The 24,061-nt window shown below is 65.4% G+C and carries 26 protein-coding genes and 1 pseudogene; 13 read left to right on the top strand and 14 right to left on the bottom strand.

Going from position 1 to position 24,061, the window contains the following annotated elements; translation table 11 throughout:
• Nucleotides 1-129: 129 nt before the first annotated feature.
• Both rep and AS93_RS0105395 read left to right on the top strand, forming a co-directional pair.
• On the top strand, nt 130-2,139 hold the full coding sequence (rep, locus tag AS93_RS0105400) for a DNA helicase Rep (protein WP_027589652.1): 2,010 nt from the start codon (nt 130-132) through the stop codon (nt 2,137-2,139).
• On the top strand, nt 2,136-2,765 hold the full coding sequence (locus tag AS93_RS0105395; RefSeq protein ID WP_027589651.1) for a class I SAM-dependent methyltransferase: 630 nt from the start codon (nt 2,136-2,138) through the stop codon (nt 2,763-2,765). Before rep ends, AS93_RS0105395 begins: the two co-directional genes overlap by 4 nt.
• 173 nt (nt 2,766-2,938) lie before the next feature.
• Here the strand turns inward: AS93_RS0105395 and AS93_RS18775 are convergent, their stop codons facing one another.
• Nucleotides 2,939-4,207: an MFS transporter gene (locus AS93_RS18775; RefSeq protein WP_051587346.1), complete on the bottom strand. Its 1,269-nt coding sequence runs from the start codon at nt 4,205-4,207 to the stop codon at nt 2,939-2,941.
• Between the two features lie 365 nt (nt 4,208-4,572).
• On the opposite strand from AS93_RS18775, the gene yegQ reads away from it, so the two are divergent.
• Nucleotides 4,573-5,931: a tRNA 5-hydroxyuridine modification protein YegQ gene (gene yegQ, locus AS93_RS0105385; RefSeq protein WP_027589650.1), complete on the top strand. Its 1,359-nt coding sequence runs from the start codon at nt 4,573-4,575 to the stop codon at nt 5,929-5,931.
• Nucleotides 5,932-6,111: 180 nt separating this feature from the next.
• Here yegQ and rnk read toward each other — a convergent pair whose 3' ends face one another.
• Nucleotides 6,112-6,519: a nucleoside diphosphate kinase regulator gene (gene rnk, locus AS93_RS0105380; protein ID WP_027589649.1), complete on the bottom strand. Its 408-nt coding sequence runs from the start codon at nt 6,517-6,519 to the stop codon at nt 6,112-6,114.
• A gap of 202 nt (nt 6,520-6,721) precedes the next feature.
• Nucleotides 6,722-7,054 carry an iron donor protein CyaY gene (gene cyaY / locus AS93_RS0105375; protein WP_027589648.1) on the bottom strand — a complete coding sequence of 111 codons (333 nt, stop codon included), beginning with the start codon at nt 7,052-7,054 and terminating at the stop codon, nt 6,722-6,724.
• A 132-nt stretch (nt 7,055-7,186) separates the two neighbouring features.
• Between cyaY and AS93_RS0105370 the strand changes: the two genes are divergently transcribed.
• From AS93_RS0105370 to AS93_RS18770, 10 genes and pseudogenes are all read left to right on the top strand, one after another.
• Nucleotides 7,187-7,321: a lipoprotein gene (locus AS93_RS0105370; protein WP_027589647.1), complete on the top strand. Its 135-nt coding sequence runs from the start codon at nt 7,187-7,189 to the stop codon at nt 7,319-7,321.
• A gap of 44 nt (nt 7,322-7,365) precedes the next feature.
• Nucleotides 7,366-8,613 carry a diaminopimelate decarboxylase gene (gene lysA / locus AS93_RS0105365; protein WP_027589646.1) on the top strand — a complete coding sequence of 416 codons (1,248 nt, stop codon included), beginning with the start codon at nt 7,366-7,368 and terminating at the stop codon, nt 8,611-8,613.
• 9 nt (nt 8,614-8,622) lie between these two features.
• A complete protein-coding gene (gene dapF / locus AS93_RS0105360) occupies nt 8,623-9,453 on the top strand; it encodes a diaminopimelate epimerase (RefSeq protein ID WP_027589645.1) in 831 nt (276 codons plus the stop codon).
• Entirely contained in the window at nt 9,450-10,136 is a 687-nt protein-coding gene (locus tag AS93_RS0105355) for a DUF484 family protein (protein ID WP_027589644.1), read from the top strand. Before dapF ends, AS93_RS0105355 begins: the two co-directional genes overlap by 4 nt.
• Nucleotides 10,137-10,228: 92 nt before the next feature.
• A complete protein-coding gene (xerC, locus tag AS93_RS0105350) occupies nt 10,229-11,128 on the top strand; it encodes a tyrosine recombinase XerC (protein WP_027589643.1) in 900 nt (299 codons plus the stop codon).
• Complete coding sequence (locus AS93_RS0105345; RefSeq protein WP_027589642.1) at nt 11,125-11,826, top strand: HAD family hydrolase; 702 nt, start codon at nt 11,125-11,127, stop codon at nt 11,824-11,826. Before xerC ends, AS93_RS0105345 begins: the two co-directional genes overlap by 4 nt.
• A 196-nt stretch (nt 11,827-12,022) precedes the next feature.
• Nucleotides 12,023-12,970 (top strand): response regulator, encoded by a 948-nt coding sequence (locus tag AS93_RS0105340; RefSeq protein ID WP_027589641.1) that lies wholly within the window; start codon nt 12,023-12,025, stop codon nt 12,968-12,970.
• A gap of 191 nt (nt 12,971-13,161) precedes the next feature.
• Nucleotides 13,162-14,061 (top strand): M23 family metallopeptidase, encoded by a 900-nt coding sequence (locus AS93_RS0105335; RefSeq protein ID WP_037008591.1) that lies wholly within the window; start codon nt 13,162-13,164, stop codon nt 14,059-14,061.
• Nucleotides 14,062-14,243: 182 nt separating this feature from the next.
• A complete protein-coding gene (locus AS93_RS0105330; RefSeq protein ID WP_027589639.1) occupies nt 14,244-15,092 on the top strand; it encodes a flagellin in 849 nt (282 codons plus the stop codon).
• A gap of 231 nt (nt 15,093-15,323) precedes the next feature.
• Nucleotides 15,324-15,665 (top strand): annotated as a pseudogene (locus AS93_RS18770) (winged helix-turn-helix domain-containing protein); the annotation flags it as partial.
• Between the two features lie 390 nt (nt 15,666-16,055).
• Here the strand turns inward: AS93_RS18770 and AS93_RS0105320 are convergent.
• The 11 genes from AS93_RS0105320 to dctP all read right to left on the bottom strand — a co-directional run.
• Complete coding sequence (locus AS93_RS0105320; RefSeq protein WP_027589638.1) at nt 16,056-16,952, bottom strand: OmpA family protein; 897 nt, start codon at nt 16,950-16,952, stop codon at nt 16,056-16,058.
• On the bottom strand, nt 16,949-17,821 hold the full coding sequence (motA, locus tag AS93_RS0105315; RefSeq protein WP_027589637.1) for a flagellar motor stator protein MotA: 873 nt from the start codon (nt 17,819-17,821) through the stop codon (nt 16,949-16,951). Before motA ends, AS93_RS0105320 begins: the two co-directional genes overlap by 4 nt.
• A gap of 15 nt (nt 17,822-17,836) precedes the next feature.
• Nucleotides 17,837-18,568: a FliA/WhiG family RNA polymerase sigma factor gene (locus AS93_RS0105310; protein WP_027589636.1), complete on the bottom strand. Its 732-nt coding sequence runs from the start codon at nt 18,566-18,568 to the stop codon at nt 17,837-17,839.
• A 2-nt stretch (nt 18,569-18,570) separates the two neighbouring features.
• Nucleotides 18,571-19,041 carry a flagellar basal body-associated FliL family protein gene (locus AS93_RS0105305; protein ID WP_027589635.1) on the bottom strand — a complete coding sequence of 157 codons (471 nt, stop codon included), beginning with the start codon at nt 19,039-19,041 and terminating at the stop codon, nt 18,571-18,573.
• A 30-nt stretch (nt 19,042-19,071) separates the two neighbouring features.
• A complete protein-coding gene (locus AS93_RS20170; protein ID WP_162172917.1) occupies nt 19,072-20,157 on the bottom strand; it encodes a flagellar hook-length control protein FliK in 1,086 nt (361 codons plus the stop codon).
• Nucleotides 20,154-20,462 carry a hypothetical protein gene (locus AS93_RS0105295; protein WP_027589634.1) on the bottom strand — a complete coding sequence of 103 codons (309 nt, stop codon included), beginning with the start codon at nt 20,460-20,462 and terminating at the stop codon, nt 20,154-20,156. Before AS93_RS0105295 ends, AS93_RS20170 begins: the two co-directional genes overlap by 4 nt.
• Entirely contained in the window at nt 20,446-20,835 is a 390-nt protein-coding gene (gene fliS, locus AS93_RS0105290; protein WP_027589633.1) for a flagellar export chaperone FliS, read from the bottom strand. The genes AS93_RS0105295 and fliS overlap by 17 nt, the downstream gene beginning before the upstream one ends.
• Nucleotides 20,836-20,847: 12 nt before the next feature.
• Entirely contained in the window at nt 20,848-22,248 is a 1,401-nt protein-coding gene (fliD, locus tag AS93_RS0105285) for a flagellar filament capping protein FliD (RefSeq protein WP_027589632.1), read from the bottom strand.
• A gap of 287 nt (nt 22,249-22,535) precedes the next feature.
• Nucleotides 22,536-22,979, bottom strand: a complete 444-nt coding sequence (locus AS93_RS0105280; RefSeq protein ID WP_027589631.1) for a flagellar protein FlgN — start codon at nt 22,977-22,979, stop codon at nt 22,536-22,538.
• Nucleotides 22,976-23,251 (bottom strand): flagellar biosynthesis anti-sigma factor FlgM, encoded by a 276-nt coding sequence (flgM, locus tag AS93_RS0105275; RefSeq protein ID WP_027589630.1) that lies wholly within the window; start codon nt 23,249-23,251, stop codon nt 22,976-22,978. Before flgM ends, AS93_RS0105280 begins: the two co-directional genes overlap by 4 nt.
• A 224-nt stretch (nt 23,252-23,475) precedes the next feature.
• A partial coding sequence (gene dctP / locus AS93_RS0105270; protein WP_027589629.1) for a TRAP transporter substrate-binding protein DctP occupies nt 23,476-24,061 on the bottom strand: 586 nt, incomplete at its 5' end.

The following is a 24,061-nucleotide window of genomic DNA, read 5'->3' as shown; positions in this document are numbered from 1 at the left end:
TCTCGATCCTGAAAAAACCATAATGGCATTACGCCCTGCCGGGTAGTCTAAGCCGTTCCGCCGCCCGGACCAATCCGTCTCTGCCCACCCCTGTTAGAATCGGCCGCTTTCGGTTCCAGGGCGCGATCCATGTCACGACTCAACCCCCGACAGCAGGAAGCGGTGCATTACATCGGCGGGCCGATGCTGGTGCTGGCCGGCGCCGGCTCCGGCAAGACCAGCGTGATCACCCGCAAGATCGCCTACCTGATCCAGCAATGCGGTATTCGCGCCCAGTACATCGTGGCGGTGACCTTCACCAACAAGGCCGCCCGCGAGATGAAGGCGCGCGTCGCCACCCTGCTCAAGCCCGGCGAGGGCAAGGGCCTGACGGTGTCGACCTTCCACAACCTGGGCCTGAACATCATCCGCAAGGAATACCTGAAGCTGGGCTACAAGCCGGGCTTCTCGATCTTCGACGAGGGCGACATCAAGGCGCTGCTCGGCGACATCATGCAGAAGGAGTATTCCGGCGACGATGGTGTCGACGAGATCAAGAGCTACATCGGCGCCTGGAAGAACGACCTGATCCTGCCCGAGGAGGCGCTGGCCACTGCCCGCAACCCGCGGGAGCAGACCGCGGCCATCGTCTACATGCACTACCAGCGCACGCTCAAGGCGTACAACGCGGTGGACTTCGACGACCTGATCCTGCTGCCGGTGAAGCTGTTCCAGGACCATCCCGAGGTGCTGGAGAAATGGCGCAACCGCGTGCGCTACATGCTGGTGGACGAATACCAGGACACCAACGCCAGCCAGTACCTGCTGGTCAAGCTGCTGGTGCAGGAGCGCGCGCACTTCACCGTGGTGGGCGACGACGACCAGTCGATCTACGCCTGGCGCGGCGCGCGCCCGGAGAACCTCATGCAGCTCAAGGAGGATTTCCCGTCGCTGCAGGTGGTGATGCTCGAGCAGAACTACCGCTCCACCAGCCGCATCCTCAAGTGCGCCAACGTGCTGATCGCCAACAACCCGCACGTGTTCCAGAAGCAGCTGTGGTCGGAGATGGGCCACGGCGATCCGATCCGCGTGATTCGCTGCAAGAACGAGGAGGCCGAGGCCGAGCGCATCGCCCTGGAGATCTTCACCCTGCACCTGCGCACCCAGCGGCCGTACAGCGATTTCGCCATCCTCTATCGGGGCAACTTCCAGGCCAAGCTGATGGAGCTCAAGCTGCAGCACCACCAGATTCCCTACCGACTGTCCGGCGGCACCAGTTTCTTCGCCCGCCAGGAAGTGAAGGACCTGATGAGCTACTTCCGCCTGCTGGTCAACCCGGACGATGACAACGCCTTCCTGCGCGTAATCAACGTGCCGCGCCGGGAGATCGGCTCGACCACCCTGGAAAAACTCGGCAACTACGCCACCGAACGGGGCATCTCCATGTACGCCGCCTGCGAGGAGATCGGCCTGGGCGAACGCCTGGACAGCCGCTACACCGAGCGCCTGAGCCGCTTCAAGCGCTACATGGACAAGCTGCGCCAGCAGTGCGCCGAGGACGATCCGATCGAGGCGCTGCGCGGCATGGTCATGGACATCGACTACGAAGGCTGGATTCGCGGCAACAGCTCCAGCGACAAGGCCGCCGACTACCGCATGGGCAACGTCTGGTTTCTGATCGACGCGTTGAAGAACACGCTGGAGAAGGACGAGGACGGTGAGATGACCATCGAGGAGGCCATCGGCAAGCTGGTGCTGCGCGACATGCTGGAGCGCCAGCAGGAAGAGGAAGAGGGCGCCGACGGCGTGCAGATGATGACCCTGCATGCCTCCAAGGGCCTGGAGTTCCCCTACGTGTTCATCATGGGCATGGAGGAGGAGCTGCTGCCGCACCGTTCGAGCATCGAGGCCGACACCATCGAGGAGGAACGCCGCCTGGCCTACGTGGGCATCACCCGCGCCCGGCAGAACCTGGCGATGACCTTCGCCGCCAAGCGCAAGCAGTACGGCGAGATCATCGACTGCCTGCCCAGCCGCTTCCTCGACGAACTGCCCCAGGAAGACCTGGAGTGGGAAGGCCTGGAGGAAGCGCCCAAGGAAGTGAAGGCCGCACGGGGCAACGACGCGCTGGCCGGCATCCGTGCCATGCTGAAGCGATGAACGACGCCAGCCGCCGCACCCTCGCCCACTACCAGCGCAACGCCCAGGCCTTCGAGGCCGGCACCCGCGACCACGATGTCAGCCAGAACATCCAGGCGCTGCTGCGCCACCTGCCGGCGCGACCGGGGCTGGCGATCCTCGATTTCGGCTGCGGCCCGGGCCGTGATCTGCTCACCTTCAAGGCCTTGGGCCACCTGCCGATCGGCCTGGACGGCTGCGCCGCGTTTGTCGACCTGGCCCGCCAGGCCAGCGGCTGCGAGATCTGGCAGAAGGATTTCCTGGCCCTCGATCTGCCCGCCGAACGCTTCGATGGCATCTTCGCCAATGCATCGCTGTTTCACATCCCCGGCGCCGAGCTGCCCCGCGTGCTTACGGAACTGCGTGACAGCCTGAAGCCCGGCGGTGTGCTGTTCAGCTCCAATCCACGCGGGCACAACGAGGAAGGCTGGCAGGGCGAGCGCTACGGCGTCTGGCACGACTGGCCGCACTGGCGAACGCTGTTGACGTCCGCCGGCTTCGAGGAACTGGAGCACTACTACCGCCCCGCCGGCCTGCCCCGCGACCAGCAGCCCTGGCTGGCCAGCGTGTGGCGCAAGGCGGAGCGCAGCGGGTCCCAGAACCTGTAGGAGCAACTTCAGTCGCGAGCACTTGGTGCGGCCAGCACGAAAGCTCGCGGACAAGTCCGCTCTACAAATAGCCGGGGCAACCGGCCCTCATACGCCGCCACGGCCAGTCACGTAGGGTGGACAACGTTTTTCTTGCCCACCAGGCCCCCACGCAACGGCCCTCGGTAAGTCAGTCACGTAGGGTGGACAACGCTTTCCTTGTCCACCAGCCCCCCACGCAGCGGCCCCCGGGCCGCCAGCACCACGCCCAGCGCCATCACCCCCAGCCCGCCGGCCAGCAGAAACAGTCCCGGATAGCCCAGCAGCTTGGCCAGCACGCCACTGAACGCGCCCACGATCCCGCCGAGCAGCAACTGCACCGAGGCCTGCAGGGTGAAGTCGGCGCCTTCATGCTCCGGGCGGCACTGGCGCATCATTGCGGCGAACAGCACCACCGTGGACAGGCCGTCGGCGAACTGTTCGAACAGCGCGATGGCATACACTGACGCCACCTCGGCCTGACCGATCAGCAAGGCCATGCCGGCGATCCCGATGGCCTGCAGCAGACCACCGAGCAGCAAGGCACGCAGGACGCCGATTCGGCCGTACAGCCAGCCCCCCGCCAGCGCGCCGCCGATGCCGAGCAGGCTGCTGAGAAGGGTGAGCTGCCCGAGCGCCGCCGCGCCCCAGCCCTGGTCGACCAGCATCGGCTTGATCATCGGCGAGCCCAGCGCATCGCCGAGCTTGAAGCTGAGCAGCACCAGCAGCCACAGCCCCATGCCCGGCAGCGCCAGCAGGCCGCGGTAGTGGCGCCAGGGCAGGGTCACACCGGCCGGCTCGGCGCACTCGGCGTGGAACGGCAGCACGCGACGCTCGGGAAAGCGCAGCAGCGGGATCAGCAGCAGCAGCACCAGCAGGCCCAGACCGAGCAGCGTCCAGCGCCAGCCCAGATCATCGGCCACCAGCAGCAGGCCGCTGCCGCCGGCCAGCATGCCGACCTTGTAGCCACCCACCTGCAGGCTGTTGCCCAGGCCGCGCCAGCGCTCCGGCAGCAGGCGCACGGTCAGCCCGTCGGTCGCCACGTCCTGGGTGGCCGCCGCCAGGTTGATCAGCAGCAGCAGGCCGAGCAGCAGCGGCAGCCAGGGGCCGAACAGCTGCGCCTGGGGCAGCCAGGCCAGCACGATGAGCAGTAACGCCACGCCGGCCTGCAGGGGCAGGATCCAGCCGCGCCGATGGCCGAGCGGCGAGCCGCCCAGGCGGTCGATCCACGGCGCCCACAGCACCTTGAGCAACCAGGGCAGCGCCAGCAGCTTGAGCAGACTGATCAGCGCCAGGTCGACACCCTGCTGGCGCAACAGCACCGGCAGGGCGTGGGCCATCAGCCCGGAGGGCAGGCCCTGGGCGACGTACAGCGCGGCGAGCAGGGTCAGGCTGGCGGGCAGGGGATGGGCGAGGGGCTGCATGGACACGGTATCGACGGGAACAGACGCCGAACATACCGGCAAACACCGCCAGTCGGAATGGCGGGATGGTCACACCTCTAGGAGCGAATTCATTCCCGAGCTTTTGGGGGCCCGCCTAGGGGGGACCGCCGAGGTGCGCCCACCTAAGGTCGCCCGGCCAGAGGTGGACCACGAAGCGCGCCGGCTCAGCATGGCACGAACCCGTGGCAGCGACCTGTCCGCGAACCTCTACCCGCAACCTGCACGGCCTAGCCAGCTCCGCACCCAACCCGACTCGCCTCAGGTCGCCGACCGAATGCCCCGGTACGCCACTCGGAAAAGCGGGTAAAATGCCGGCCCTCCACGTTTACCCGAGCCGTCGCCCGATGTCCCAGACCTTCCGCCCCGAGCTGCTGTCCCCCGCCGGGACGCTCAAGTCCATGCGCTACGCCTTCGCCTACGGCGCCGATGCGGTGTATGCGGGTCAGCCGCGCTACAGCCTGCGGGTACGCAACAACGAGTTCGACCACGCCAACCTGGCGCTGGGCATCGCCGAGGCCCATGCCCAGGGCAAGCAGTTCTATGTGGTGGTCAACATCGCGCCGCACAACGCCAAGCTGAAGACCTTCATCAAGGATCTGGAGCCGGTGGTGGCGATGGGGCCGGACGCACTGATCATGTCCGACCCGGGGCTGATCATGCTGGTGCGCGAGCACTTCCCGCATATGCATGTACACCTGTCGGTGCAGGCCAACGCGGTGAACTGGGCCAGCGTGGAGTTCTGGCGCCGCCAGGGGCTGACCCGAGCGATCCTGTCCCGCGAGCTGTCGCTGGAGGAGATCGGCGAGATCCGCGAGCAGGTGCCCGGCATGGAGCTGGAGGTATTCGTGCATGGCGCGCTGTGCATGGCCTATTCGGGCCGTTGCCTGCTGTCGGGCTACATCAACAAGCGCGACCCCAATCAGGGCAGCTGCACCAACGCCTGCCGCTGGGAGTACAAGACCCACGAGGCCAAGGAAAACGAGCTGGGCGAGGTGGTGCACCAGTACGAACCGATCGCCGTGCAGCCGGCCAATGCGACCCTGGGGGTCGGCGCGCCAACCGATGAGGTGTTCCTGCTCGAGGACGTGACCCGCCCCGGCGAGTTCATGGAGGCCACCGAGGACGAACACGGCACCTACATCATGAACTCCAAGGACCTGCGCGCCGTGCAGCACATCGAGCGCCTGGTAAAGATGGGCGTGCACTCGCTGAAGATCGAGGGCCGCACCAAGAGCCACTACTACGTGGCGCGCACCGCACAGGTGTACCGCCAGGCCATCGACGACGCGGTCGCCGGCCGGCCGTTCGACAAGTCGCTGATGGATACCCTGGAGTCACTGGCGCACCGCGGCTACACGGAAGGCTTCCTGCGCCGTCACGTGCATGACGAATACCAGAACTACGAGCGCGGCTTCTCGCTGTCCGAGCGCCAGCAGTTCGTCGGCGAGCTGACCGGCGAGCGCCGGAACGGCCTGGCCGAGGTGAAGGTGAAGAACCGTTTCGCCCCCGGTGACCGGCTGGAACTGATGACTCCGCAGGGCAACCTGAACTTCACCCTCGAGGCCCTGGAAGATGCCCAGGGCCAGCGCCGCGACGTGGCGCCGGGCGATGGCCACACCCTGTACCTGCCGGTACCGGAAAGCGTCGACCTGCAGTACGCCCTGCTGATGCGTGACCTGCAGGGCGGCAGCACGCGAGGCTGAACGATGATGTGGGGCCTGCACGAAGAGCGCGCGGACAAGTCCACGTCCAGGAAAAACGGCCCCGGCTAAGGGCCGGTGGGAGCGAATTCATTCGCGAGCTTCTGGGCGTGGCCTGCACGAAAGGCTCGCGGACAAGTCCGCTTCCACCAGCGGTCGGCCCTGCGGGAGCGAACGAGTTACCTACAACTGATAGTCGCCCGCCGCTTCCGGCTGGTACTCGACTTCCAGCAGGGTCAGCGTGAGGGTCTTGCCGCCGGGCGCCGGCCACTCGATCTTCTGACCGGTGGTCAGGCCGAGCAACGCGGTGCCCACTGGCGCCAGCACCGACACGGTGCCTTCCTTGCCGGCGTTCTGCGGGTAGACCAGGGTCAGGTGATAGTCCTTGCCAGTGCTCTCCTCGCGGCAATGCACGCGGGAATTCATGGTCACCACCCCCGCCGGCACCTCATCGTGGCCGACCACCGTGGCGCGCGACAGCTCCGCCTCCAGCGCCTCGGCGGCCGGGGTGTAATCCTCCAGACTGTCCAGCAGCTTTTCCAGACGCTGCATATCGAGGCGAGTGACGGTAATCGAGGGTGTGCTGCTCATGGCCTGCTGCTGACTCCTTGGTTGTTCGATTGCAAAACACGGAAAAGCAAAAACCCCGCCGAAGCGGCAGTGTGAGCGAGCAAGCGAAGATAAGGCCGGATCGGCCGATGCGTCGTATGCGCAGTGTCACACAGCCTGGAAGGCGGGGTTTGCGTACCGGACTGAACCTACCATAGCCGGGCAAATAAGCAAGAGGACCGGGTTACAGGGCGTCGAAGCCCAGCGCCTCGCCCGCCTGCTCGCTAACCACGCGGCTCAGCAACTCGCCCAGCCGCTCACCACTGGTGTCGCAGATCCAGCGCTCGCTGATCTGGTCGTAGTCGAAATGGAAACCACCGGAGCGGGCCGCCACCCAGAGCTGGCGCAGCGGCTCCTGGCGACTGAGGATCAGCTGGCTGCCGTTCTCGAAGCGCACGGTGAGCACACCGTTGCTGTTTTCCAAGTCGACGTCCAGGCCACTGTCGTCGAAAACATCCTCGACATCCTGCTGCAGGCTGTCGACCAGATCGTGGAAACGGGCTTCACTCAGCGTCATGGCACTCTCCTCAAATACCGGCAAGGATGGCGAGTGCCCCGCGCGCCGGCAAGTCCCGGAGCGGCGCATAGGCAAGCTGCCGGGGGGCCGGTATACTCCGGCGCAATCACCGCTTTTACAAGGATTTTCGCCATGAAGCGCCTGTTGCCATCGCTCCTGGTGCTCTTCGTGTTCAGCGTGGGTCTCAGTGGCTGCGGTCAGAAGGGTCCCCTGTACCACCCGGACGAGCCAAACGCCGGGCACAGCAAGGACCGGTTCGAATTCTAGAGCCCGGAGCCCGGCACGCGGGCCCGGTCAGCCCAGGAGGCTGCATGCAACCCTTCAACTACCGCGACAACGTACTGTTCGCGGAAGGCGTGGCTCTGCCCGCCATCGCCGAGCGCTTCGGCACCCCCACCTATGTCTATTCCCGCGCCCACATCGAGGCCCAATATCGCGCCTACGCCGATGCGCTGGTCGGAATGCCGCATCTGGTGTGCTTCGCCGTCAAGGCCAACTCCAACCTGGGCGTGCTGAACGTGCTGGCGCGCCTGGGCGCCGGCTTCGATATCGTCTCGCGCGGTGAACTGGAGCGCGTGCTGGCCGCCGGCGGCGAGCCGGGCAAGATCGTGTTTTCCGGGGTCGGCAAGAGCCGCGAGGATATGCGCCGCGCCCTGGACGTAGGCGTGCACTGCTTCAACGTCGAATCCGCCGAAGAACTCGAACGCCTGCAGGACGTGGCCGCCAGCCTGGGCAAGCGCGCGCCGATCTCCCTGCGTGTGAATCCGGACGTCGACGCCGGCACCCACCCGTACATTTCCACCGGTCTCAAGGAAAACAAGTTCGGCATCGACATCGCCAAGGCCGAGGCCGTCTACGCTCGCGCCGCCGAGCTGCCGAACCTGGAAATCATCGGCGTGGACTGCCACATCGGCTCCCAGCTGACCAACCTGTCGCCGTTCCTGGATGCGCTGGATCGCCTGCTGGTGCTGATCGACCGCCTGGCCGAACGCGGCATCCGCATTCGCCACCTGGACCTGGGCGGTGGCCTGGGCGTGCAGTATCGCGACGAGCAGCCGCCGCTGGCCGGGGACTACATCGCCGCGGTGCGCGAGCGCATCGCCGGCCGCGACCTGGCCCTGGTCTTCGAGCCGGGCCGCTCCATCGTCGCCAACGCCGGCGTGCTGCTGACCCGCGTGGAATTCCTCAAGCGCACCGACCACAAGAACTTCGCCATCATCGACGCGGCGATGAACGACCTGATCCGCCCGGCCCTGTACCAGGCCTGGATGGACATCGTACCGGTCGAAAAGCGTGACGCGCAGCCGCAACCCTGGGACATCGTCGGACCGATCTGCGAGACCGGCGACTTCCTCGGCAAGGACCGCGAGCTGGCCCTGGCCGAAGGCGACCTGCTGGCCGTGCGCTCCGCTGGTGCCTACGGTTTCGTGATGAGTTCGAACTACAACACCCGCGGCCGCGCCGCCGAGGTGCTGGTGGATGGCGAACAGGTCCATGAAGTGCGCCGCCGTGAAACCCTGACCGAGCTGTTCGCCGGCGAAAGCCTGCTGCCCAACTGAGGTCATCGCATGCTGCTGCGCTTCACCAAGATGCATGGCCTGGGCAACGACTTCATGGTCCTCGACCTGGTCAGCCAGCACGCGCACATCCAGCCCAAGCACGCCAAGGCGTGGGGCGACCGGCATACCGGCATCGGTTTCGACCAGCTGCTGATCGTCGAGCCGCCCAGCGACCCGGACGTGGATTTCCGCTACCGGATCTTCAACGCCGACGGCTCGGAGGTGGAGCAGTGCGGCAATGGCGCCCGCTGCTTCGCCCGTTTCGTGCTGGACAAGCGCCTGACCAGCAAGCGGCGCATCCGCGTGGAAACCAAGAGCGGCATCATCGAGCTGCGCGTGCACTCCGATGGCCAGATCAGCGTCGACATGGGCGCGCCGCGCCTGGCGCCGGCGCAGATTCCTTTCCAGGCCGAGGCCGAGGCGCTGAGCTACCGCGTCGAGGTCGACGGCCATGAAGTGGAGCTGGCCGCGGTTTCCATGGGCAATCCGCATGCCGTGCTGCGGGTCGACAATGTCGACACCGCCCCGGTGCATGCGCTGGGTCCGAAGCTGGAGCACCACCCGCGCTTTCCGCAGCGGGTGAATGTCGGTTTCCTGCAGGTCGTAGACCGTCACCAGGCGCGCCTGCGCGTCTGGGAGCGCGGTGCCGGGGAAACCCAGGCCTGCGGCACGGGCGCCTGCGCCGCTGCTGTCGCAGCCATTCGCCAGGGCTGGATGGAGTCGCCCGTGCAACTCGAACTGCCCGGCGGACGTCTGAGCATCGAATGGGCCGGCCCCGGCCGCCCGGTGATCATGACCGGCCCCGCCGTGCGTGTTTACGAAGGACAGATCCGCCTATGACCGAACAGCTCCCGACCCTCGATGCCGACGCCGTCGCCCAGTACCTGCGCCAGCATCCCGAGTTCTTCGTCGACTTCGAGGAGCTGATCCCCGAGCTGCGCATTCCCCACCAGCCCGGCCAGGCGGTGTCGCTGGTCGAGCGCCAGGTCCGGCTGCTGCGCGAGCGCAACATCGAGCTGCGCCAGCGGTTGAACCAGCTGATGGACGTGGCGCGCGACAACGACCGCCTGTTCGACAAGAGCAAGCGACTGGTGCTCGCCCTGCTGGACGCCGGCAGCCTCGAGGACCTGGTCAGCGCCGTGGAAGACAGCCTGCGCCATGATTTCCAGGTGCCCTACGTCAGCCTGGTGCTGTTTCGCGACACGCCCTGCGATGTCGGCCGCGTCATGCCGCTCGCCCAGGCCCAGCAGGCCATCGGCGGGCTGTTGAACGCCGGCCGCGCCACCTGCGGCGCCCTGCGCCCCGACGAGCTGGAATTCCTGTTCGGCGAAGACAGCGGGCAGATCGGCTCCGCCGCCGTCATCGGCCTGGGCAACCAGGGCCAGCTGGGCGTGCTGGCCATCGGCAGCCCCGACCCGCAGCACTACAAGAGCTCGCTGGGCACCCTGTTCCTCGGCTACGTCGCCGAAGTGCTGGCCCGCGTGCTGCCGCGCTGCGCCTCGCCGCTGCGCCAGGTGCGCTGACCCGAACCGTGGGAGCGAATTCATTCGCGAGCTCTTGGATGCGGCCTGCAAGAAGAGCTCGCGGACCAGTCCGCTCCCACCGGTGACGCCCCATGCAAACCGACCTCGACACCTACCTCGAACAGCTGCGCAGCGAGCGCCAGCTGTCGGCGCATACCTTGGACGGCTACCGCCGTGACCTCGGCAAGGTGCTCGCCTGGTGTGCGCAACAGGGAGTTGCGGACTGGGCCTCGCTGACGCCGCAGCAATTGCGTCTGCTGCTGGCCGAGCTGCACGGCCAGGGCCTGTCCGGACGCAGCCTGGCCCGACTCCTGTCGGCCGTGCGCGGCCTTTACCGCTACCTGCTGCGCGAAGGGCGCTGCCGCCATGACCCGGCGGTCGGCCTGTCGCCCCCCAAGGGCGAACGTCGCCTGCCGCGCACGCTGGATACCGACCGCGCCATGCAACTGCTGGACGCAACAGTGGGCGACGACGCCGTCGCCCGTCGCGACCACGCCATGCTCGAACTGCTGTATTCCTCCGGCCTGCGCCTGGGTGAGCTGGTCGGCCTGGAACTTGCCGACCTGGATCTGGACGCCGGCCTGGTGCGCGTCACCGGCAAGGGCAACAAGACCCGTGTGCTGCCGGTCGGCCGGCAGGCCCGCGAAGCGCTGCGCGTGTGGCTGCGTGAGCGAGCGCAGCTGGCGCCACAGGACAATGCGCTGTTCATCGGCGTGCGCGGTGCACGCATCCACCCGCGCGTGGTTCGCCAGCAGATGCGCCAGGCCGGTGTCCGGACGCTTGGCCAGCACCTGCATCCGCACATGCTGCGCCACAGCTTCGCCAGCCACCTGCTGGAATCGTCCCAGGATCTGCGCGCCGTGCAGGAGCTGCTCGGCCACGCCGACATCGGCACCACGCAGATCTATACCCATTTGGATTTCCAGCACCTGGCCAAGGTCTACGACAGCAGTCATCCCCGCGCCAGGCGCCGCAGCAGTGACAAGCCATGAGCATTCAACTGATCACCTTCGATCTTGACGACACCCTGTGGGAAGTCGCCCCGGTGCTGGAAAGCGCCGAGACCGCGCTGCGCGAGTGGCTGCTCGGCGCCGCACCGCGCATCGGCGAAGCGGAGGTCGAGCAGCTGTGGCACATCCGGTCCGAACTGGTCGCCGCCGAGCCACCGCTCAAGCACCGCATCAGCGAGCTGCGCCGCCGCGTACTGCTGCGCGCCCTGCGCAATGCAGGCTATGAGGACGAGGAAGCCCGCGAGCTGGCCGAGCAGGCCTTCCAGGTGTTCCTGGCCGCGCGGCACCGGGTCAGCCTCTTCCCTGACGTTCACCCGACCCTTGAAGTGTTGGCCAACCGTTACCGGCTGGCCGTGCTGACCAACGGCAATGCGGATGTGCGCCGCCTGGGCCTGGCCGATTATTTCCAGTTCGCCCTGTGTGCCGAGGAGCTTGGCGTGGGCAAACCCGACCCGCTACCGTTTCGCGAGGCGCTGCGTCGCGCCGGGGTGGCGCCCGGCGAGGCGGTACACGTGGGTGATCATCCACTGGACGATATCCAGGGCGCCCGGGCCGCCGGCCTGGGCGCCATCTGGTACAACCCGCGCGGCCTCGCCTGGCAGGGCGAGGCCGCGCCCGACGCGCAGATCAGCCGTCTCGATCAACTGCCGCAGCTGCTCGCCCATTGGTCGGCGATTTGACATGAGCCCACCTGTCCGCCAGCCATCCGGCGCGAACGCCTAAAGCGAACGGGCAGTCTGCCGATACGCTGAAACCAGCGGGGCGCACGCTTATCGTGCAAAGCGCCAGGCCATGCCTCCAGCCTTCCGTCGACAGTCATGGCGTTTGGCTATTAGAGGGCGCTATGCTTGCCCCCACGAGTTGAAGGAAGGGCCGATGAGCAGAGTCAGTGTTCTCATAGTGGATGATGCCGCGTTCATCCGCGATCTGGTTAAGAAGGGTCTGCGCGTCCATTTCCCGGGAATTCGCGTCGAAGAAGCCGCCAACGGGCGCAAGGCGCAGCAATTTCTCAGCCGCAACAGCGTCGACCTGATTCTCTGCGACTGGGAAATGCCGGAGATGTCCGGCCTCGACCTGCTCAACTGGTGCCGCAGCGAAGAGGGGCTCAAGAAAACCCCGTTCATCATGGTCACCAGCCGTGGCGACAAGAGCAATGTGGTTCAGGCCGTACAGGCTGGGGTCAGCGACTACATCGGCAAGCCCTTCACCAGCGAGCAACTGCTTTCCAAGGTCAAGAAGGCCCTGCAAAGCACTGGCCGTCTCGATGATCTGCACTCCCAGGCCGCGCCCAGCTTTACCAGCACCCTCGCCAATGACTCCGTCAGCACGCTGACCGCGGGACGCGCGGCAGCATCCTCTGCGCCTGCCGCCAGCACGATCGCGGTGGAGCCTGCTGTCGAGGCTCCCCCCATGGCAGCCGCCCCTGCGGACCCCGCACCCAGGCCGAAACCGGCCCCCAGGGCAGCCGAGCCCGCCAAACCCGCCAATAACCGCTCGCGTGGCCAGCTGCGGTTGTCCGGCGGCACGCTGCCCTGCCTGATCAAGGCCCTCAGCCTCAAGGATGCCTCGCTGCTGATCAACCGCGCTGGACTGGTGCCACAGGTTCTGGAAAGCGCCGTGCTGGACCTGCAGCACGGCGAGGACAACGACGTGGCCCGTCTGAACGGCTACGTGCACGCCATTGCCGCCGCCGAGCCCAAGCCTACCAGCGAGTGGCTGCAACTCATCGTGCGCTTCGTGGACAGCGATCCACAGAAGCTCGAGTACCTGTCCCGGCAGATCGCCCGCGGCACCGCCCAGCGGCATTTCGTGCCGGGCGGCTGAGGCGTCTGCCCAAAGGGCTCGCGGACAAGTCCGCTCCCACAAGTGCGCGCAGGCCGCGCTTCGCGGGAGCGGACTTGTCCGCGACGGCGCTCCGTAAAGCCGAGCCCTTCACAGCCTGACACCCTGCCTGTCGCCATCGAACAGCGGCCTCGCTAGTCTCTCGGCTCGCCCCCTTGCACCCTGCCGATGCCATGCCGCTTCGCCTGTTCGTCATCGCCGCCGCTCTGCTAGGCACCGCCGCCCAGGCCAGCAGCCTGACGGTCTATAAGTACACCGACGCCGCCGGCGTGGTCACCTACAGTGACCGCGCCGTTCCCGGCGCGGCCGTGCTGCGGCTGAACGACGAGGTCGAGGAGCGGCTGGAGTCGCGGGTCCATCTGGACATCAGCCGTCACGCAGCCGGCGAAACCCTGCGGGTGCACAACGAGATGTATGCGCCGGTGCAGATCGAGCTCAGCCTGGAAGACGTCGACAACGCCGTTGGCGTACCGGACCAGCCCATTCGCTGGATCCTGCCGCCACGCAGCCATATCCGCCTGCTCACCCTGGCGCCCCGTGATCCCGCCCGGCCGCCGAGCTATACCCCGCGCCTGCGCCATGTGCTGGGCGATCCACGGCTGCTGCCGACCCAGAGCCGCTACCCGCTGCCCTGGCTGGGCGGACCGTTTCGCCTGTCACAGGGGCCGAACGGTCGCTACAGCCACTTCACCCCCAAGGGCCGCCATGCGGTGGACATCGCCATGCCCGTCGGCACGCCGATTCTGACCGCCCGTGCCGGCGTGGTGGTCAGCCTGGAAAACCATCAGAGCGGCCGGGCCGGCAATCCGTCCGGCAACTACGTCCGCATCCTCCATGACGACGGCACCATGGGCGTCTACCTGCATCTGCAACAGGGCTCGGTGCGCGTGCGCGAGGGCCAGCGGGTCGCCCAGGGCCAACCCATCGCCCGCTCCGGCAATACCGGCAACAGCACCGGCCCGCACCTGCACTTCGTCATCCAACGCAACGTCGGCATGGCGCTGGAATCCATTCCGTTCGCCTTCACCCAGCCGGTGGATCGGCTGCCGAATTTTGCCATGGGTGGGGAATAAGCCGACCGGGAGCGAATTGTCCGCGAGCCCCTACAGGTGAAGTGCGCGGCGCCACCGTGATAGCCATCTGCAATTATTTTCAAAAAACATTTAAGCCTCCTCGCGAAAGCGTCGCCTTGAGGGATTAGCAGGCAATCGAAGCCAGCTTTCCAAAAGACAGATTTCTTTGAAGGAGGCCCAACATGGCCATCTCGATTCATACCAACTACGCCGCTCTGCTGACCCAGACCAACATGGCCAAGTCCAACACCGCTCTGGGTGTCAGCCAGCAGCGTCTGGGTACTGGCTTCCGTGTCAACAGCGCCGCTGACGACGCCGCCGGCCTGCAGATCGCCACCCGCCTGAACGCCCAGGCTCGCGGCCAGTCGGTTGCCCAGCGCAACGCCCAGGACGGCATTTCCCTGCTGCAGACCGCCGAAGGCGCACTGAACGAGTTCAGCAACATTGTCCTGCGCATGAAGGACCTGGCCAGCCAGTCCGCCAACGGCACCAACAGCGACGACGACCGTGCAGCGCTGGATGCTGAGTTCACCGAATTGGCCGCCGAGCTGGAGAACATCATCAGCAATACCAGCTACGGTGCGGACAACCCGCTCTTCTCGGGCGCTACTGCCAAGTTGGGTACTGCACTCACTCTGCAGATTGGCTCTTCTACTGCTGAGAGTACCGATGTCGACGTATCCACGCAGATCGGTGATATCACAAGCAACACCGTGATTGGCGGCGCCTCGGGTGCCATCAACACCCTGGCTGCTGCCAATACCATGATCGATACTCTGGACGATCTGCTAGCCGACGTGGGCACCGCTCGTGGCGCCCTGGGTGCCAACATCAACCGCCTTAACCACACCATCAACAACCTGGCCAACATGGCCGACAACACCAACACCGCCATGGGCCGCATCATGGACACCGACTTCGCCGCCGAGTCGACCAAGATGACCAAGCAGAACATGCTGATGCAGTCCAGCGTCGCCATGCTTAAGCAAACCAGCCAGATGGGCGGCCTGGCCCTGTCCCTGCTGGGCTAAGCGCCACCGTCATACCGGACCCGCTGCAGAGGGTTCGGTACTGGCAAAAAAACCCCGCTTCGGCGGGGTTTTTTATTGGCCGGCGATTTGTGACCCGCTTCGCAGAAGCCGCCTTTCGTCACCCGGCCACAGGGGACTGGCAACCGCCCGGAACGAACCTTGCAAAAAGTCACTCACCGACGCAGTTCACGGTTTTTTTGACGCCTCCATCACTGACAGTCCTTCATTGCCATGATCCCTCAAAGCCAATCGACTCGCGAAGTCATCCGCCTGCGTACCGGCCAGGGTGACTGCCGTCTCCTTTTCCAGGCGCGCCAATACCAATTGCGTCCTCAGGGGAGCGACCAACGCATTGAACTGGGTTACGCGGGCAGCCGCGTGCTGGAACGCCTGCTGCGCAGCCCGGGCGAGGTGGTCACCCGCGAGGAGTTGCTCGAGTACGGCTGGACTGACCGTGTGGTCAGCCAGGGCAGCCTGAACCAGCAGATCTATGTGCTGCGGCAGCTTCTCGGCGACGAGAAGGGGCGGAACATCATCCAGACCCTGCCGCGTCGTGGCTATCTGTTCAATCCGGAGTTCATCGAACCGGAGACAGGGGAGGAGGCGCTACCCGCGCCGAGCGTGCCGCCTTCTGCCACCCCGGTCAGGAGCAGGCGCCGTACGCTGCCGAACTGGGTGAAACTGGGCGGCCTGCTGGCCCTGACGCCCCTGCTGGCCACGTGCGCGGCGCACCTGTAGGGCGTAGGGCGGTCAGCGTTTTTCTGGCCGCCCGAGGGCGCCGCATAACGGTGGACAAACAAAGCGTTGTCCACCCTACAACCTGAGCCGCCTTAGGTGCGGCCGAACCCAGACGCTCGCGAGTGAAGTCGCTCCTACGGAGAGAGCATGCGTGGCTGCCGCTTCGGGTGATTTCCAGCCGGCGGTGGGGGTAAGCCAGCCGCCGGCCGGAACAGCGTCGATCGCTTACGTACCGGACGGCGCCAGCTGGCGATTCAGCTTCGCCTGCGGATAGGCCTCGCCGAACAGCTCGCGGTACAGCACCTCGGCCCGCTCGGTCAGCAACAGCAGCTCGATGCGGCGGTTGATCCCATCGGTGGGCTCCAGCGGATTAAGCGGCATCACATCGGCCAGGGCGGTGACCTGCAGGATGCGCTCGCCCGGCAGGCCGGACTGCACCAGGACATTGCGGGCCACCAGGGCGCGGTCACCGGACAGGTTCCAGTTGTTGTACAGCGCGCTGCGCCGGTACTGGATGGCGTCGGTGTGGCCGCTGATGATGATGCGATTTTCCACCTTGGAAAGAACCTCTGCCAGGTTGCCCAGCAAGGTCTTGAAGTGTGGATTCAGCTTGGCGCTGCCGCGCTCGAACATGTAGCGCTGTTCGTCATCCTTGATCAGGATGCGCAGCCCCTGCGGCACCACCGCCACCTCCAGGTTCGTCAGCGCGTCCAGCTTGCCGGACAGTACGTCAATCAGCTCGGCCAGCTGCTCCAGCTCCTGACGGGTGCGGTAGATCTTGCTGGGAATCGGCTCCTCGGTGGCTTCGTCGGCCTTTTTCGGCTCGGGCTGCGGTTCCGGCTGCGAGGGCCTGGCTTCCAGCTCCACCGGTGCATCGAAACCGTCGAAGATGTTGATCATGCCTTCCATCAGGGGGTTGCTGACCGGGTCTTCGGCGGTGATCGGCGCGGAGGATTTGCTGGGGTTGATGATCCACAGCACCATGAACAAAGCCATCATCGCCAGGGTGAAGTCGGCGAAGGCGACCTTCCAGGCACCGCTGTGGGCTTCGCCGTGGCCTTTCTTGCTGCGCCGCCTGACGACAATTTCCTTCTCGCCCTCCCGCTTCTTTTTCAGGCTCATGCCGCGTCCCGCTCTTCTTCATAGCGGTTGACCCAGGCTTCCAGCTGGCTGAAGGCGGGCTTGACGTCCTGCTCGATCAGCTTGCGGCCGGCGTCCACCGACAACAGGGTGGGCTTGCCAGCGACGTGGGCGACCAGGGTGGTACGCACGCATTCCAGCGCCGAGATCTCGGTGCGAATGCGCTGGGTCATGGCGTTGGCCAGCGGCTGCATCACGCAGTAGCAGAAGAAGATGCCGAGGAACGTACCAACCAGCGCGGCGGCCACGTGCGCACCCACTTCGGCCACCGAGCCGCCGATGTTGCCCATCGTGATGATGATGCCCATGATCGCCGCGAGAATACCGAAGCCGGGCATCGCCTCGGCCACCTGGTTGAGCGAGCGGGACGGCAGCAGCAGGGCTTCCTCCATGGCCTCCAGTTCCTGCTCGAGGAAGCCTTCCAGTTCGTGAGCGCTGATCTTGCCCATGGCCATCAGGCGGAAGTTGTCGGCGATGAAGGCCATCAGGTTGGGCTCGGCGATGATCATCGGGTACTTGCCGAACACGCTGCTCTGCTCGGGCGCCTCGATGTGTTCGTCGAGCACCTTAAGACCGCCGATCTCGACCATTTCCAGCAGTTCGTAGAGGAGCATCAGCAACTGGCGCTGGAACTCTTCGCCACGGCGCTTGTAGACGACCACGCCCTTGGCCTGCTTGGCCATTTCGATCAGCACTTCCTTGGGATTGCCGACCACCAGGCTGCCGAGTGCGGCACCCACGATGATCAGCATTTCCGCCGGCTGCCAGAGCATCGCCAGTTCGCCGTTGGCCAGTGCGTAGCCACCGAGAACACAGGCAACGATGATGAGGGATCCAAGTATCTTCTGCATGACGGGCTCGACTGGTTAGGGCTTGTTAGGCTCGTTCAACAAGGCGCAGGCGCGCTGGATGGCCTGCTTGATCAGCTGGCAGATGCGTGCGTCGCTGAGTTCCAGAACCAGCGCGATCTCCTTGAGGGAGAGCTCGTGCTGGTAGTAGAGGGTGAGGACCAGTTGCTCGCGCTCCGGCAGCAGACCCAATACCTGGGCCAGCAGACGCTCGCGCTGCACCTGCTCCTCGAATCCGTTATCGCCGAAGCGACTTTCCTGGCCAGCCTGCAGCAGGCCATCGAGGCTTTCGATGGCTTCGCAGGACAGGTCAACCAGATAGTTCTGGTAGGCCTCCTCGCTCAAACCGGTATGGGTAATGACTTCCTCGTCGGTGGGCTCGCGGCCCAGCCGGCGGGTCAGCTCGCGCACGGCATCGCGCAGCTTGTGGGTCTGCTGGCGCACCGGCCGCGGCCGCCAGTCCTGGCGGCGCAGTTCGTCGAGGATGGCACCTCGCACCCGCAGGCTGGCGAAGCGCGCAAAGCCCTCATCCGGCTCGCCATAGCGACGCAGGCTGTCGAGCAGCCCCAACAGGCCAATCTGCTCCATGTCTTCGCGATCCAGTGCCGAGCTGGCCTGCAGCGACAGCTGACTGACAATGCGCTTGACCAGCGGCAGATAGCGCAACAGCCAGCGCTGCTCTTCCTGCGGCGCGAGCATCGGTGAGGGCTCGTGACGAAGGACGGGTTCGGCAGCGCAGGAGGCGTTCATGGCTACTGGGCCAGCAACTTGTTGACCAGGAGGTGTTCGAAGGACACCCGCAGGTTACGTTCGACAATGTCATGACGGAGTGCCTCTTCGAGCAGTAGCTGCAGCTCCGCGATGCTCAGACTGCGCACCACCTCGTAACGCATGCCGGACAAGCGTGCGACGACCGAATTACGCACCACCGGCGCGAACTGCTGGAGCTCCTTCTTGTCGATCTTGGCGCTGACCTGTACAGCCAGGTCGATCACCATATAGTGCTCGCGCTGGTTGCCCCGCAGGTTTACGTAGATCTTTTCCACGTTCAGAAACTGGAATTTGGAAAGGTCTACCGGATCAGGACGTACTGCGCCATTCGTCTCTCCCGCCGCAGCAAAGAAATCAGCGATGGGTTTCTTCCAGAAGAAATTCACGGCGGTGCCGCCAACGACCAGCAGGATATTCAGCACCAGGAGCGAGACGACAACGCGGGACGACATATTCTTTCTCTTGCAATGGAACGGAAGGCATCAAACCGTGGCCAGCACGTCGCGAGGCGCTGCGTGCGAACTGGCATCGCCGATGTCCTGCAGCGGATTGCCAAGCACCAGCGCCTCACCGGAACCTCCCTGGTTCTGGCGCGACTGTTGCCCCGAGTGACCTTCGCCACCCACCTGCACGCTAACCTGCACGAACTGTTGGTTGAGCAGTTCGTGGCGCAGCCGGTCACTGGTTTGCTGCAGCAATCTCAGGGTATCGGCCTGGGCCGCGCTGATTTGAATGCTAATTCGTCCGGATTCCTGGCTGACCTGGATCTCCAGACTGCCCAGCTCCGGCGGGTCGAGACGAATGGTGGCCACCTGCTGGTTCTGCTGGACCTGCAGTTGGACGCTATTGCGCAAGGCCTGCATCATCTGTTCGCCTCGCTGCGCGTCGTTGCCCTCGAGCCGGAGCAGGCGTTCGGAGGCTGCGCCAGCCGGTGCACCGGCGCCCGGTACGGGTGCTGCGTCAGCAGGCGCACGCACTGCGGCCGCCGAATGCAGTGGTTCCAGCGGACCTGCGCCTTCGCTGCTGCCCAAGACCATGAATGACTCAGCTCGCAGTGCGACCGGGCCCGGCCCGTCGGCAAGCTGTTGCGCCGGCATCGACTGCGCCGGCAGGGGCTGCGCATTCCGCAGCGCGGCGTCAGCCGGGGCCTGCGGCGGCACAGCGGTCTGGAGTCCCGGCAGCGTTTCAGGCACCCGCGCTGCCTGAGCCGCAGTCTTGCTCACGGATGCCTGGGGTGCCTGCTGTGCGTGTACCTGCTGTTGCTGCTGAGCGGACAGCAGGCCGAGCAACGCCTCGGCGTGCTCGGGGCCCTGTTCGACTGGAGCGGGGATTGCGGGAGATGGGGCCTGGGCGGCGGCATCGCCTTCGGCGGACTCGCCCCCCTGCAGACCGGGCAGGGTGGCGAGCAGCGCCTGAAGCTCTGCATCGAACGGCAGGGTCTCGGGATTCGGGCTACCGTGCTCACTGGCCGACGGTGCGGGTTGCGGCGTTGCGGCCGCTGCACCCTGTTGCAGCAGGGGATTCCCCGCCAGCGGCTGGGCGTTGCCGAGTTGAGTGGCTGTATTCACCGCAGGCTCTCCACCCAGGCGTAGGCACTTGGGCCGTCCGCGGGCTGTTCGGAATGGTTCATCAGAATGCGCAGGCGCTGACATTCGTCCTGGCAGCGCTGCAGCGCCAGGCCGTGGATCTGCTGGACATCTCGGCAGGCGTCCAGCACCTCCTTCGAGAGGGGCTGGTGGCGGCGCAGGTCGATCAGCAGTTCGCGAAGCGCCGAATCGACCGCCTTGAGATCGTCCCAGGCCTCTCGGTGCAGCACCTGCTCGAAGCGCACACGCAGGTCGAGCAGGCGTTGCAGGTCATCGGCGGGCGTCACGCACGCCCTCCCAGCCTTCGCGCAGTTCGCGCAACAAACCGACCACTTCGTCGACGCCTTCCAGGGACAGGGTCACGCTGACATCGGTCAACCGGTAGATCATGTAGTCATACAGGCGCGCCAGGCCGGTCACCACGTCGCCACCGCTGTCGAAATCCAGCGCGCTGGACAGACCGTTGAGAATGTTCACGCATTTCTCGACGGACCGGCCTTTCTCCAGATAACGCTTGGCCTCGATATGGCCACGCATACGCTCCAGTTCGTCGAGCAGGCCGTCGAACAGCACCAGCACCAGATCGTAGGGCGAAGCGGCGGCGACCCGGGATTCCAGGTCGACCATGCGGTAGCTGTCGTAGGTGTCTTCTTGGTACATGGCGGTTCCGTATCAGGTGAAGTACAGACCGGAGGTCTGTTCCATCTGGCTCATGATGGTGACCAGGTTGGTGTACTGCTTCAGGTAGCGCTGGTAGAGGTTGTCGTACTGGGTGTCGACGCGCTCGCGCTCCTTCTCGACCCGCTTGAGCGAGTCGGCGATGCTGTCCTTGCGGTTCTTGAGGATGCCATTGACGCTGCTGGTGTACTTGGCCAGGCCGGATTCACGGTCCAGCAGGCCGCCGAGGATGCCCTTGTCGGTGCCACCGGTACCCTTGAACAGCGCATCCAGCGCGCCGGGATTGCTGGCCAGGGTCTTTTCCAGGCGAGCGCTGTCCAGCGTCAGGGTGCCTTCGCGGGTATTGCTGATGCCCAGGGAGACCAGCGAAACCTGCTGCCCGTCGACGGTCACCCCCTTGCGGATCATGTTGTCGATCATGCTCTTGATCGAACGCACCGTGCCGTCGCCGGCCAGCGCACCGCGCTTGCTGTCTTCCGAACCGCTGGCGGTAAGCTTATTCAGCTCGCCGGCCAGAGCGTTGTAGGCATCGACGAACTCCTGGACCTTGGCCTTGGTGCCGTCGTTGTCCTGGGCGATGTCGATGGACAGCGCCTGGTCACCGGCGGCGTGGGCCTTGGTGAAGGTCAGGCTGACGCCATCGATGATGTTGGAGAAGGTATTGGAGGCGCTGGTGAGCTTGATACCACTGGTATCGGCACCGAGATAGACCTCGGCATCCTGCGCGAGGGAGAGACTCTGCTTCGCGCTGGCCCCCACGAGCGCGTCCTGTAGTGCGTCATGCTCGAAGCCGGCCGCACTCGGCACGAAGCCGAGAGTGATGGCCTGCTCAGCACCAGTCTCTGTGCTGCTCAAGACCAGATTGGTTGTCGCGCTGGCACCACTACCACTGCGCACCAGCGTGGCCTGCACCCCGGTGTTATCCGCAGCCGCATTGATCTTGCCGGCCAGCTGGCTGAGCGTGGTGACATCGCTCAGATCGACCTTGAACGACTCGCTGCCCTGGGTCAACGTCAGCTCACCGCCCAGAGCGGCAGCGCTGCCATCCACCAGGGTGGCGTCGCTCAGCCCCTGCAACGCGAACTGATCCTTGCTGGCCAACTGCTTGACGAAGAACTGATAGCTTCCCGCCTGTGCCTTGGAGGTCACATTGGCGGTGGCATAACCCTCGCTGCTCAGCGTGGCCTTGTTCTGCAGGATCGAACCGCTGATGCTGTTCAGGCTGCTCAGCTTGGTCTGGAAGGTGCTCAGCGCCGAGCTCAGCGAGTTGAGCGCGGTCTGCTGTGCGGTGTAGTTGGTCTTGTTGCGATCCAGGCGCGTATAGCTGTACTGGGTGTCGTACTGGGCCAGCTGAGTGGCCATGGTATAGGCGTAGTTGGAATCGTAAGTCGTCATGTCTGAGCACCTCTGGTTCGTAGGCAGGCAATTACGATGCCAAATTGCCACGTGTGGAATATTCGCGGTTCGCGCGCCAATCCGCAGAAACGGAGTTTCCGCCCGGCCCAGGCGCAGCGCAGGGCGGAAAAAACCTTTCCGGCTTTCCGGTTGCTTCGTCTGCTCCATAAGAGCGACCCGCCGGGACGCGAACTTAAGCGCCAAAAGCCTGACAGGCAGAGGTAGGGGAGCGCGGGAGGAGGGCGAGTCACTGGCGGCCAGCAATGCTGCCGGCCACCGTGAATCCGTCAGTAGCCCTGTTGGCCGTAGACGGTGGCTTCCTGGCCGGCCCCGGTCAGGAGCTGGCTGAGAATTTCGTTGTGCATGGCCAGTAGCCGGCCATTACGCTCGTTACGCTGGCGGCAGTCGTGGGCGATTTCGCCCAGCCGCTGCCACTGGCGGGTCAGCGCCTCACGCTGGGAAGCAGGGTACGCAGCCAGCAGACGTGCCATGCTCGCGGCATCCATCGACAGGCCGAAGGCGCCGAGAATCTTGCCGCGCCGTGCGTCACGCTCGGCAATGGCGGCCAGCCAGGGGTCCAGGCGACGGTTGAGGGCCTCGATGGCCAGCCCGTCGTGCGCCAGCAGTCGGTCATGCAGCTCGTCCAGCAGGGGCAGAACCTGGCCGAATGCCTCGAGATCGGCGGCGATGTCGCTTTCGATTACCGCCAGTAGCTTGGCCTTCTGACTCACGCCTGCTGACCACCGTGATAGGCCAGGATGCTGGCGGCCAGCGCCTCGGTGTCGAGGGGAATTTCGCCGCACTGCAGGGCCTGTTTGATCTCCTGCACTCGCGCCAGATCAACGTCCGGCAGCGCATTCAGGCTCTCCTGCAGAGGTTCAAGACTCATCTGCGGCTCGCCGGCCTGCTGGCGCTCGCGCTTGCCGACCGGCGCCTGGGCGCGCGCGGTTGCGGTTTCCACGGTGCCGAGCTGGACGGGCTTGAGGGACCGACTGATTTCCATGATGCATTCCAGAAAACGGGTTCGCTTGATTAACAGAGGCGACAAAATTACGGCAAACCTTAAATGCTTTTTTGCAGGCCGGATCAAAAAACCGTCGGATGGCGGCCCGCTGGGAAACCCGTAGGAGCGGCTTCAGTCGCGAGCTGCCTGGAAACGACACAAAGGCAGGTGGGCCGGAAACGAAAAGCGGAGCCCGGAGGCTCCGCTTTATCAACCCCAGGCGCTTAGCGCCAGTTGTACAGCTCTTTCTCGGTGATCTGCATGGTTTCACGCATTTTGCTCAGGAAGGCTTCCTGGGAGGCATGGATGCGGGTGTTCAGATCGGACTGGGCAGCCACTTCGTTCAGCACCTGCGCGGAGGTTTCACGCAGCGCAGCCAGAACCGCGTCCGGGAAACGCTTAAGCACGGTGCCCTGCTCCAGCAGGACCGGCAGCGCCTTGGCGTTGTTGAAGGTGTAGTCGTCCATCATGTCCAGTGCGGCGGAGCGGGCGGCCTCGCTGACGATAACCTGCAGGTCGGCCGGCAGCTTCTCGTAGGCGGACTTGTTGACCAGCAGCTCGACCAGCGCCTGGGGCTCCTGCCAGGCCGGGAAGTAGTAGTACTTGGCGGCCTTGTTCAGGCCGAAGGCCAGGTCGTTGTACGGGCTGACCCAGTCGGTGGCGTCGATGGCGCCGGTCTGCAGGGAAGTGAAGATTTCACCACCCGGCAGGTTGACGGTGGTCGCGCCCAGCTTGGCCAGCACTTCGCCGCCCAGGCCCGGCATGCGGATCTTCAGGCCCTTGAGGTCGTCGACGCTGTTGATTTCCTTG

It is taken from the genome of Pseudomonas sp. RL, from assembly GCF_000647775.1.
Taxonomy (GTDB): Bacteria; Pseudomonadota; Gammaproteobacteria; order Pseudomonadales; family Pseudomonadaceae; genus Serpens; species Serpens flexibilis.
Note: the sequence above shows the minus strand (reverse complement) of the source record. Positions and strands in the feature narration are given on the sequence as shown.